We start from the raw sequence: 10,958 nt of genomic DNA on the forward strand, positions 1-10,958 counted from the left end.
ATTCGAGAGAAGCCCCCGCCGGGTGAACCGGGCGGGGGCTTCTCTGTTGTAGGGTCAACATGCATTGTCATCACATGGGACAGGAGGCCCCCGGCGTGGAGGTCCAGGAGACGCGGGTCCAGACCGATCGCGTCCTCACCATCCCCAACCTGCTGAGCATGGGCCGGCTGGTCGGCGTTCCGCTCTTTCTCTGGCTCATTCTGTGGCCTGCCTTCGGCGGTCCCAAGAACGACGGTTGGGCACTGCTGATCCTGGCGCTGAGCGGCGTCAGTGACTACCTGGACGGGAAGCTCGCCAGGCGGTGGGGGCAGATCAGTCGGGTGGGGCAGCTTCTGGATCCGCTGGCCGATCGGCTCTATGTGCTTTCCACGCTGGTCGGATTGACCTGGCGTGAGTTTCTGCCGTGGTGGGTGACGGCGATTCTGCTGGCCCGCGAGGTGTTTATCGCCGCGCTGCTGCCGATGCTGAACAAGCACGGTTACGGGCCGCTGCAGACGAGTTTCCTCGGGAAGGCCGCGACCTTCAATCTGATGTACGCGTTTCCGCTTCTGCTGCTCGGCGGCATGGACAACTGGATCGCGCGGCCGGCGGAGGTGGTGAGCTGGGCCTTCATCGTCTGGGGGACCACGCTGTACTGGTGGTCGGCCATTCTTTACGCGGTTCAGGCACGACAGATCATCAAGGCGAGCTCGACGGGCTCGGCGTCCGCCGTCTGAGACGTGATCTGAGAGAAGTCCCACGCCGTATCGGTGCGTCGGACGATACCTTCCGGGTAGAGATCCCTCTGGAACGGTTTGATGGACCTGCAGGTCCAGCACCGCGAAGGAGGACTCACCCGTAATGAAAGCCGTTGTAATGGCAGGGGGCGAGGGAACCCGACTCCGCCCGATGACCTCCAGCATGCCGAAGCCGCTGCTTCCGGTCGCCAATAGGCCGATCATGGAGCACGTGCTTCGGCTGCTGAAGCGGCACGGCCTCTCCGACACAGTCGTCACCGTTCAGTTCCTGGCGTCACTGGTCAAGAACTACTTCGGTGACGGCGAAGAACTGGGCATGCACCTCACGTATGCCCACGAGGAGACGCCACTCGGCACTGCGGGGAGTGTCAAGAACGCAGAGGACGCGCTCAAGGACGATTCCTTTCTGGTGATCTCCGGTGACGCGCTGACCGACTTCAACCTCTCTGAATTGATCGACTTTCACCGCAGCAAGAACGCTCTGGTCACCGTCTGTCTCACCCGGGTACCGAATCCCCTGGAGTTCGGCATCACGATCACGGACGAGGACGGTCGCGTCGAACGCTTCCTGGAGAAGCCGACCTGGGGGCAGGTCTTCTCGGACACGGTGAACACCGGCATCTACGTGATGGAGCCCGAGGTCTTCGACTACGTCGCGGCGGGTGAGTCCGTCGACTGGTCGAGCGACGTCTTCCCTCAACTCTTGAAGGAGGGCAAGCGGGTCTACGGGTACGTGGCCGAGGGCTACTGGGAGGACGTGGGCACCCACGAGAGCTACGGCAAGGCCCAGGCGGACGTCCTGGAGGGCAAGGTCGACGTCGAGATCGACGGCTTCGAGATCTCGCCCGGCGTCTGGGTGGCCGAAGGGGCGGAGGTGGACCCCGAGGCCGTGCTGCGGGGGCCGCTGTACATCGGGGACTACGCCAAGGTCGAGGCCGGCGTGGAGATCCGCGAGCACACCGTTCTCGGCAGCAACGTGGTCGTCAAGCGCGGTGCCTTCCTCCACCGGGCGGTGGTGCACGACAACGTGTACGTCGGGCCGCAGAGCAATCTGCGGGGCTGCGTGGTCGGCAAGAACACCGACGTGATGCGGGCCGCGCGGATCGAGGACGGCGCGGTGATCGGGGACGAGTGCCTGGTCGGCGAGGAGTCGATCATCGCGGCGAACGTCCGGGTCTACCCGTTCAAGACCATCGAGGCCGGCGCGGTCGTCAACACCTCGGTGATCTGGGAGTCCCGCGGACAGGAACACCTCTTCGGGGTCCGTGGCGTCTCGGGGATCCTGAACGTCGAGATCACTCCGGAGCTGGCCGTCCGGCTGGCTGGCGCGTACGCCACGACGTTGAAGAAGGGCGCCACCGTCACCATCGCGCGTGACCATTCGCGCGGTGCGCGTGCGCTCAAACGGGCGATGATCTCGGCGCTCCAGACCTCCGCGATCGACGTCCGGGACCTGGAGAACGTGCCGATGCCGGTGGCCCGGCAGCACACGGCCCGGGGGAGTGCGGGCGGGATCTTCCTGCGGACCACACCGGGGGTGCCGGACTCGCTGGACATCCTCTTCTTCGACGAGCGCGGCGCGGACCTGTCCCAGGCCGGGCAGCGGAAGCTCGACCGCGTGTACGCGCGCCAGGAGTACCGGCGGGCGTTCCCCGGCGAGATCGGGGACCTGACGTTCCCGTCCAGCGTCTTCGACTCCTATGCGGGCAACCTGCTGCGGACGGTGGACATCACCGGCGTCCGGGAGGCCGGGCTGAAGGTGGTCGTGGACACCGCGCACGGCAGTGCGGGGCTGGTTCTGCCGAGCATCCTCGGCCGGCTCGGGGTGGAGGCGCTCACCGTCTCCAGCGGGCTGGACGAGGCGCGGCCGACCGAGGACGCGGAGGAGCGGCGGGCCGGGCTGGCGAGGCTCGGCGAGCTGGTGGCCTCCTCGCGGGCGGCCTTCGGTGTCCGCTTCGATCCGGTGGGCGAGCGCGTGGCCTTCGTGGATGAGCTGGGTCGGGTGATCGACGACGACCGGGCGCTGCTGGTGCTGCTGGACCTGGTCGCGGCCGAGCGGCGCAGCGGGCAGGTGGCCCTGCCGGTGACCACGACCCGGATCGCGGAGCAGGTCGCCGCGTACCACGGCACCCAGGTCATCTGGACCACGACGACGCCGGACGACCTGGCCAAGGCGGCCTCCGCCGAGGGCACGGTCTTCGGTGGCGACGGGCGCGGTGGCTTCGTGGTGCCGGAGTTCAGCGGGGTGCTGGACGGCGCCGCGGCCTTCGTACGGCTGGTCGGCCTGGTGGCCCGCACTCAGCTCACGCTGAGCCAGATCGACGCGCGGATCCCGCAGGCGCACATCCGACGCCGGGACATCGCGACGCCGTGGGCGGCCAAGGGCATGGTGATGCGCTCGGTGGTGGAGGCGGCCGGCAGCCGGCGGCTGGACACCACGGACGGTGTCCGGGTGGTCGAGGCGGACGGGCGCTGGACGCTGGTGCTGCCGGACCCGGCCGAGGCGATCACCCACCTGTGGGCCGAGGGGCCGGACGACGAGGCCACGGAGGCGCTGCTGGACGAGTGGGCGGCGGTGGTCGACGGAGCGGGGCGGTGACGGCCTGAACACCGGGAGGCTCCGGATACACGGGTAAGCCGATCGGCGGGGCGCGCGGCGTGGTCCGCGCGCCCCGCTGTCCGTTTTCACATCATTCGGAATGGTCCATCACTTCCGCCATGTGTGCACCGTGTGTGCAGCTCAGGGGCCGTGCGCTGGCCCCCTCGCCGACGTGGGACGATGGTCCGCATGCCAGCGACGCCGACGCCGAGTGCCCCGAACGGACGGTACAACCGTCCGGACGCCTCGATGTCCTTGCTGACCAACGTGATGGACCACAGCCTGGACGAGGGTTACGCAGAGGCGGCCGCGGCCCGGGGCGGTGAGCGCGACAGCCGGATACCCCGAACGCTGCCGGGCCTGCTCACGCTGGGTGCGGGGCTGGCGCTGGTGGGAGCCGTGGTGACGGTCGGCGCGGTGAACGCGCACAAGGCGGAGCCGACGCTGGCCAAGGAGCGGGACGCGCTGATCCACCGGATCAACGACAGCAACGGCTCGGCCGACCAGCTCCAGAAGCAGGTCCAGGACCTCCGGCGCAAGGTCGACGACACGCAGCAGCAGGCGCTCTCCTCGGGGGACGGCACCTCGGGCGGCGTGACCGGCGAGGTGGGGCTGGGAGAGGTCACCGGGCCCGGGGTGAAGCTGGTCCTGGAGGACGCCCCGGGGACGGGCAGTGGCGGCAACGTCGACCCGCGGGCCGGGCAGGGCTTCTCCAACAGCGGGCGGCTGCGCGACCGTGACCTGCAGCTGGTGGTGAACGGGCTGTGGGGCAACGGTGCCGAGGCCGTCTCGATCAACGGCCAGCGGCTCACCGCGCTCTCCGCGATCCGGGCGGCGGGCGAGGCGGTGCTGGTGGACAACCGGCCGCTGGTGCCGCCGTACAACATCCAGGCGATCGGGGACGGGCCGAAGCTCCTCACCTCCTTCGAGAACGACATGGCCGGGCAGTACCTGAGGCTGCTCCAGGAGAAGTACGGCATCAGATCGACGCTCTCCGCGCAGAAGAGCCTGACGCTGCCCGCGGCGGTCGGTGTGACGCTCAGGGACGCCCAGCCGGTCACACCGGAGCCCTCGCCCACCGCGAGTCCGTCGGCGGCTCCGTCGGCCGCCCCGACCGGAAGTCCGTCGGGTGGCCCCGGAACCCCGGAGAGCGCAGGCGCGTCCGTTTCACCATCCGCCACCAGCGGTGGCCCGAGCCCCAAGCGGCGTCCGTCCAGCGGGCCCGCCAAGACCACGACAGGGACAGGAGCAGCTAGACCGTGATTGCCGTACTGGGTCTCGTGATCGGGGTGGTCGTCGGCCTCTTCGTCCAACCCGAGGTGCCGGACGCCGTCGTGCCGTACCTGCCGATCGCGGTGGTCGCGGCCCTGGACGCGGTGTTCGGCGGTGTCCGGGCGATGCTGGACGGGATCTTCAACGACAAGGTGTTCATCGTCTCGTTCCTGTCGAACGTGGTGGTCGCGGCGCTGATCGTCTTCCTCGGTGACCAGCTGGGCGTCGGTTCGCAGCTGTCGACCGGTGTGGTCGTCGTCCTCGGCATCCGCATCTTCTCCAACGCGGCCGCGATCCGGCGCCATGTCTTCCGTGCCTGAGCCGGGCCGCGGCGAGGCGGAGGAGAAGGAGACGGAGGCCGTCGAGGAGACCGCCGCGAAGCCGGACGAGCAGGTGGGCGACGAGGCGGCCGGGAAGGCCGTCGAGTCGGCTGAAACGGAGCTGAAGGAGCCTGAAGCGGCTGAGGCGGTCGAGGAGGCTGCCGGGGCCGAGGCCGGGCCGGTGAAGCCTGACGCTAAGGCTGAGCTTGAGGCCGAGCCGAGGAAGCCTGAGCCGTCGGTACGTCTGACGAAGGCTGCGGAGCCGGAACCGGAGCCCGCTCCCGAGCCGGAGACCGAGGCTGCGGCCGCCGAGCCGGAGCCCGCCGAGCAGTCGCCGGCCGTGGACCGGAACGCGGGTCGGCGACGGCTGAAGGCGGCGCTGTGGCCGCCGAGGCTGTCGCGCGGGCAGCTGGTGGTGGCCCTGCTGCTGTTCTCGCTCGGCCTGGCGCTGGCGATCCAGGTGCGCTCGACCAACGACCACCACAACCAGCTGCGCGGGGCCCGTCAGGAGGACCTGGTCCGGATCCTCGACGAACTGGACAGCCGTCAGCAGCGTCTCCAACAGGAGAAGACGGAGCTGGAGCAGTCCCTGGCCAAGTTGGAGAACAGCTCCAACCAGGCCAAGGAGGCCCAGGAACAGACCAGGAAGAAGGCGACGGAACTGGGCGTGCTCGCCGGTACCGTCAAAGCCACTGGTCCGGGCATCGTACTCACGGTCGATGATCCCCAAGGGCAGGTGAAGGCGGATATGCTGCTGGACACCCTGCAGGAACTTCGAGCGGCGGGGGCGGAGGCGATTCAGATCAACGATGTGCGCGTGGTGGTCAACACCTACTTCACCGACCAGTCGGGCGGTGGGGTGCAGATCGACGGGAAGAAGGTCTCGCAGCCCTACCGCTTCACCGTCGTCGGGAACCCGCAGGACCTGACGCCCGCGCTGAACATCCCGGGGGGCGTCGTCCGAACGCTGGAGAGCCACCAGGCGCGGGCGACGATCACCCAGCAGCAGAAGGTGGTCGTCGACGCCCTCGTGGATCTGAAGACGCCGCAGTACGCCAAGCCGGCTTCGAAGTGACGGGGCGCCCGAAGAACGGCCCGTCACGGGCGGGGGGCACCCGCTGCGGGGCGCCGCCGTCGGGTGAGCGAGACTGGTTCGCACCGGTACGCTCCGTAGCATCAAGCGCAGCACCAACCATCGGAGTACCGCTCCAGCGGGCTCGGGCCGCAACCGGGCCCGCAGCCCGTCCGAGGTTCTCACCCTGCCCCGCGGGCGGGTCTGTCACACGCAAGGGGATTCGCCCGTGAGTTTCTTCTCGAAGTTGTTCGGTCGTAACAAGGGCCGCAACGCGGCCTCCGTCGAGGCGCCCACCGCGCGGCACCGCCGGCCGGAGGACGAGCCGGGTGTGCCGGGCATGCGCCCCGCCCCCGAGGCCGCTCCGTACGCGGGACAGCAGCTGTACCGGGACGGCGCCTCCGCCCAGTACGCGGGGAATCAGGCGAGCTACGGCGCGTCGGTTGACCCTTCCGGCGACCCGCGCATAGGTTTCCCGTCAGGACCCTCAACCTCTGGTGGAGGGTTTGCCCCGGACCCGTACGCCGGGCACAACCCGTCGGGTGTGCCGCGCCAGGAGGCTGTGAACATGGCTGGCCCCACTCCGTGCCCCAGGTGCGGCAACCAGAACCCCGCCGCGGCCCGTTTCTGTTCCAACTGCGGTACCGCACTGCGCGGTGGCCTGCTGCCCGAGGGGGCGGTGGAGACCACCTCGACCATCTCGATCTCCGGCCTGGAGTCCTACGACCCCACCGCCACGACCGGCACCGGCGCCACGCCGGCCCTGTCGGCCGAGGTGCTGTCGGCGATCGACGCGCTGCCGCCGGGCTCGGCCCTGCTGATCGTCCAGCGCGGCCCGAACTCGGGCAGCCGGTTCCTGCTGGACTCGGACATCACCACGGCCGGCCGTCACCCGCAGGGCGACATCTTCCTGGACGACGTCACGGTGTCGCGGCGCCACGTGGAGTTCCGTCGTACCCCGGCCGGCTTCAGCGTCGCGGACGTGGGCAGCCTGAACGGCACTTACGTCAACCGTGAGCGGATCGACGAGGTGTCGCTGAACAACGGCGACGAGGTGCAGATCGGGAAGTACCGGCTGGTGTTCTTCGCCGGCCACAACCGGGGGTACTGAAACCAACGTCGGCAGGAGCCCGAGTGAATACGAATACCCCTTCCTCTTCTCTCGGGGCGGCCACCCCAGCGTCGTCCGGTTCCCAGGTGGACCGGGCGGTACGCGGGGTGGTCGCGGGCCCCAGACAGCCGCTCCGGCCGGACCGACCCGCCGGGCGGCGGCGCGGCGGTGACGAACTGCTGAGCATCGGCGCGGTGCTGGCCGCCCTGCGCGACGACTTCCCCGAGGTCACCATCTCCAAGATCCGCTTCCTGGAGGCGGAGGGGCTGGTCGAGCCGCAGCGCACGCCCTCGGGGTACCGCAAGTTCAGCCCGGCCGATGTCGAGCGGCTGGCCTACGTCCTGCGGATGCAGCGCGACCACTACCTGCCGCTGCGGGTGATCCGCGAGCACCTGGACGCGATCGAGCGCGGTGAGACCCCGCCCGCGCTGCCCTCCACCGATGCCCGGCCCGGGCCGCTGGAGGAGGCGGACCGCGAGCTGGTGGCCTCCGGGGACGTGCCCTCCGGGGTCAGGCTGGGCCGCGCCGAGCTGCTCGCCGCCGCCGAGGCCGGGGAGCAGGAGCTGGCCGAGTGGGAGGCGTACGGGCTGGTCGCGCCCGGCCCGGACGGCGGGTACGACGGCGAGGCGCTGCAGGTGGCCCGCCTGGTCGCGGAGCTCGGCCGGTACGGCCTGGAGCCACGGCACCTGAGGGCGATGAAGGCGGCGGCGGACCGCGAGATCGCGCTCGTGGAGCAGGTGGTGGCGCCGCTGCGGCGCCACCGCAACCCGCAGACCCGGGCGCACGCGGAGGCCACCGCGCGGGAGCTCGCGACACTGTCCGTGCGTCTGCACGCGGCGATGGTCCAGGCGGGCCTGCGGACCCGTGGATAGCGTCCGGGGCGCCCTTCGCGCGGTGGGTGCACCGCGCTGACCAGCGGCGTCGGTCCTGCGCTTTCATATCCGGGGTCGGAGCCATAGGGTTGCCTGTGTGAATGAGCTCGACGTCGTGGGTGTCCGAGTGGAGATGCCTTCCAACCAGCCGATCGTGCTGCTGCGGGAGGTCGGGGGAGATCGCTATCTGCCGATCTGGATCGGCCCCGGCGAGGCGACCGCGATCGCCTTCGCCCAGCAGGGCATGACGCCGGTGCGCCCGTTGACGCACGACCTGTTCAAGGACGTCCTCGAGGCGCTCGGCCAGCAGCTCACCGAGGTGCGGATCACCGACCTGCGGGAGGGCGTGTTCTACGCCGAGCTGGTGTTCGCCGGCGGGGTCGAGGTGAGTGCCCGGCCGTCCGACGCGATAGCGCTCGCCCTGCGTACCGGTACGCCGATCTACGGGAGCGAGGAGGTGCTCGCCGAGGCGGGGATCGCGATCCCGGACGAGCAGGAGGACGAGGTCGAGAAGTTCCGCGAGTTCCTCGACCAGGTGTCGCCCGAGGACTTCGGGGGCAGCGGTCCGCAGTAGTGCGACGGGCCTGATCGGCTGTTTCGCGTGCCGTTTTGCCAAAAACCGTCGACCTACCCACACTAGGGGCACGAAAAACCACTCTCCTGAGTGATGTGGTTTGTCTGACCCGGCGTGGCGATCGTTGACGGGTCATAGGGGACTGCCTACCGTCAGGAGTGGCTGTCCGGGTGGCCGATGCCCGCAGTCGGGTTGCCCGCAGCACAAGTGGACGGAGGTAGGCATGAGCAGCACCGGCGATGAGGCGGCCGCAGGAGGCCTGTGCGCCGTGCACATGCCGCGCACCGCTCGCACCGTGACCGACATGCCCAGGGTGGGCCGGTTCCCGGCCGTACAACCGGGCCAGCCCGCGATCGAGCGGCTGAGCCCGACGTCCGAACTGATCGGCTTCCGCGGCCCGACGGCCTGTGCGGCGGCCGGCATCACGTACCGCCAGCTGGACTACTGGGCCCGCACCGGACTGCTGGAGCCCAGTGTCCGGACGGCGTACCCGGCGACCAGCCAGCGGCTCTACAGCTTCCGTGACGTGCTGCTGCTCAAGATCGTGAAGCGGCTGCTCGACGCGGGCGTCTCGCTCCAGAACATCCGGGTGGCGGTCGCCCATCTGCAGTCGGCCGACCAGGCGGACCTGGCCGGGCTGACGCTGATGTGCGACGGTGCGACGGTGTACGAGTGCACCACGCCGCAGCAGGTGGTCGATCTGCTGAAGGGCGGTCAGGGGGTCTTCGGCATCGCGGTGGGAGCGGTCTGGCAGGAGCTGGAGCTGACCCTCGGGCGGCTGCACTCGGAGCGGACCGACACCGGCGAGACGCAGGTCGGGCACGACCCGGCGGACGAGCTGGCGCAGCGGCGCAACCGGGCGGTCTGACACACCGATCGTCATGAACGAGGCCGTGGGGCCGGACGGGGAACCGTTCGACCTCACGGCCTCGTCGTGTTGCCTGGCGAAGCGATCGAGGGAGGGCACGTGAGGGGCGGCACCGGCATATCAGGGCTGCTGCGGCGTCGGGCCGGGGGAGTGCGGGCGCGGCTGCGGCAGCGCCGGACGCAGCGCAGGCTCTTCCAGACGGCGACGGTGCTCTGCTCGCTGGCCCTGGCGCCGAGCGCCTGGGTGTGGCTCTCCGGGGAGGACCGGGTGGGCACCGTGGAGAGCGCGCCGTCCGCGCCGGTCGCGGTGGTCTTCGGCGCGGGGCTGGACCAGGGCAGGCCCTCGCCGTACCTGGAGCACCGGCTGGTCGCGGCGGTGGACCTGTACCGGGAGGGGAAGGTGCGGGCCATCCTGGTGACGGGGGACAACGGGCGGGTCGAGTACGACGAGCCGGACGCGATGTACCGCTACCTGACCGAGCACGGGGTGCCGGGCGAGCGGGTCGTCCGGGACTACGCGGGCTTCGACACCTGGAACTCCTGCACCCGGGCGCACCGGATCTTCGGGGTGGACCGGGCGGTGCTGGTCAGCCAGGACTTCCACGTCCGCCGGGCGCTGGCGCTGTGCGAGGCGGCGGGGATCCGCTCGTACGCGGTCGGGGTGCCGGAGCTGCACGACGCCACCTGGCTGTACGGCGGGTTGCGGGAGGTCGCGGGGGCGGGTAAGGCGGCGGTCAACGCCCTGGTGCGGCCGGATCCGGTGTTCCTCGGGCCCAAGGAGGACGGCATCACCAAGGCGCTGGCGGAGGCGGCCGAGGAGTAGCCGTCGACTCCTCGACCGGTGGGCGTCGGCCGGGGGTCGTACGCGCTGTCGGACCTGTGCGCGATGATCGGCGGGTGCGATCCCTGCCGAGCATCATCCACCTTGACATGGACGCCTTCTTCGCGGCGGTGGAGCAGGCGGCCAAGCCGAGCCTGCGCGGAAAGCCGGTGATCGTCGGCGGGCTGGGCGGGCGCGGGGTGGTCTCCACGGCCTCGTACGAGGCGCGGAAGTTCGGGGTGCACTCGGCGATGCCGATGGCGCAGGCGCGGCGGTTGTGCCCCAACGCGGCCTTCCTGGCCGGGCGGTTCGAGGCGTACCGGAGCAACAGCGAGATCGTGATGGGGCTGCTGCGGGAGTTGTCGCCGTTGGTGCAGCCGCTGAGCCTGGACGAGGCCTTCGTCGACCTGGAGGCCGGTCCGTACGGCCCGGCGCTGGCGCAGGCGGACCACGAGACCGGCGAGCGGCTGGTGCTGGCTCTGGCGGAGGATCTGCGGGCGGACATCCACCTGCGCACCGGGCTGACCGGCTCGGTCGGCGCGGCGGGCTCCAAGCTGATGGCGAAGATCGCCTCCGAGCAGGCCAAGCCGAACGGGCTGGTGCTGGTCGAGCCGGGGCAGGAGCGGGCCGTGCTCGGCCCGATGCCGGTGCGGGCGCTGCCCGGGATCGGGCCGGCCACCGAGCAGGTGCTGCGGAGGGCCGGGCTGACCACGG

At 70.4% G+C, this 10,958-nt stretch carries 10 protein-coding genes and 1 pseudogene; all 11 read left to right on the top strand.

Annotated elements, in window-relative coordinates:
- Positions 1-95 precede the first annotated feature (95 nt).
- Entirely contained in the window at positions 96-716 is a 621-nt protein-coding gene (locus J0670_RS17275) for a CDP-alcohol phosphatidyltransferase family protein (RefSeq protein ID WP_207812496.1), read from the top strand.
- A gap of 124 nt (positions 717-840) precedes the next feature.
- Positions 841-3,336, top strand: coding sequence for a mannose-1-phosphate guanyltransferase (locus J0670_RS17280; protein ID WP_207812497.1), 2,496 nt, complete (start codon positions 841-843; stop codon positions 3,334-3,336).
- Positions 3,337-3,525: 189 nt separating this feature from the next.
- A complete protein-coding gene (locus J0670_RS17285; RefSeq protein ID WP_307806557.1) occupies positions 3,526-4,599 on the top strand; it encodes a DUF881 domain-containing protein in 1,074 nt (357 codons plus the stop codon).
- Positions 4,596-4,928: a small basic family protein gene (locus tag J0670_RS17290; protein ID WP_030062488.1), complete on the top strand. Its 333-nt coding sequence runs from the start codon at positions 4,596-4,598 to the stop codon at positions 4,926-4,928. Before J0670_RS17285 ends, J0670_RS17290 begins: the two co-directional genes overlap by 4 nt.
- Before the next feature lie 244 nt (positions 4,929-5,172).
- A complete protein-coding gene (locus J0670_RS17295; RefSeq protein WP_207812501.1) occupies positions 5,173-6,003 on the top strand; it encodes a DUF881 domain-containing protein in 831 nt (276 codons plus the stop codon).
- A gap of 565 nt (positions 6,004-6,568) precedes the next feature.
- A complete protein-coding gene (locus tag J0670_RS40285; protein WP_307806559.1) occupies positions 6,569-7,111 on the top strand; it encodes an FHA domain-containing protein in 543 nt (180 codons plus the stop codon).
- A gap of 179 nt (positions 7,112-7,290) precedes the next feature.
- On the top strand, positions 7,291-7,983 hold the full coding sequence (locus J0670_RS17305) for a MerR family transcriptional regulator (protein WP_207812502.1): 693 nt from the start codon (positions 7,291-7,293) through the stop codon (positions 7,981-7,983).
- Positions 7,984-8,080: 97 nt separating this feature from the next.
- Entirely contained in the window at positions 8,081-8,557 is a 477-nt protein-coding gene (locus J0670_RS17310) for a bifunctional nuclease family protein (RefSeq protein ID WP_030303568.1), read from the top strand.
- Between the two features lie 223 nt (positions 8,558-8,780).
- On the top strand, positions 8,781-9,425 hold the full coding sequence (locus J0670_RS17315) for a MerR family transcriptional regulator (protein ID WP_207812499.1): 645 nt from the start codon (positions 8,781-8,783) through the stop codon (positions 9,423-9,425).
- A gap of 99 nt (positions 9,426-9,524) precedes the next feature.
- On the top strand, positions 9,525-10,247 hold the full coding sequence (locus J0670_RS17320; RefSeq protein ID WP_307806560.1) for an ElyC/SanA/YdcF family protein: 723 nt from the start codon (positions 9,525-9,527) through the stop codon (positions 10,245-10,247).
- Positions 10,248-10,321: 74 nt separating this feature from the next.
- Positions 10,322-10,958 (top strand): annotated as a pseudogene (locus tag J0670_RS17325) (DNA polymerase IV); the annotation flags it as partial.

Origin of the sequence: Streptomyces sp. FH025, from assembly GCF_017427025.1 — a bacterium.
Taxonomy (GTDB): Bacteria; Actinomycetota; Actinomycetes; order Streptomycetales; family Streptomycetaceae; genus Kitasatospora.